A 518-nucleotide genomic window follows, 5' to 3' on the forward strand; every position below is an offset into this window, starting at 1 on the left:
AATCGCTTGCTTCTTTCCTCTCCTTCGGCTCTCGCTTACTCATTTAGCTCTACTAAACTCGTTGCGCTCTTTTCTCGTTTCGTCAGATTCAAACGTTTTCACTTCGCCAAGCCATTTTTCTTTGTGTTTGCTTTTTATTTTGATGTTTTAGACATAAAAAAAAGAGACCTTGCGGTCTCAATGCGGCTCATCGCATCCATTTTTTGCCTGGCAACGTTCTACTCTAGCGGAACGTAAGTTCGACTACCATCGACGCTAAGGAGCTTAACTTCTGTGTTCGGCATGGGAACAGGTGTGACCTCCTTGCTATAGTCACCAGACATATGAATGTAGATTATACATTCAAAACTAGATAGTAAGTAAAAGTGATTTTGCTTCGCAAAACATTTATTTTGATTAAGTCTTCGATCGATTAGTATTCGTCAGCTCCACATGTCACCATGCTTCCACCTCGAACCTATTAACCTCATCATCTTTGAGGGATCTTATAACCGAAGTTGGGAAATCTCATCTTGAGG

2 rRNA genes are annotated in these 518 nt (G+C 40.9%); both read right to left on the reverse strand.

Annotation, left to right across the window (positions count from 1 at the left end):
* Positions 1-205: 205 nt before the first annotated feature.
* Positions 206-320, reverse strand: a 5S ribosomal RNA gene (gene rrf / locus IDG65_RS11005).
* Between the two features lie 72 nt (positions 321-392).
* A 23S ribosomal RNA gene (locus IDG65_RS11010) occupies positions 393-518 on the reverse strand; the annotation flags it as partial.

Source organism: Staphylococcus sp. EG-SA-17 (assembly GCF_017151845.1).
GTDB lineage: Bacteria > Bacillota > Bacilli > Staphylococcales > Staphylococcaceae > Staphylococcus > Staphylococcus aureus.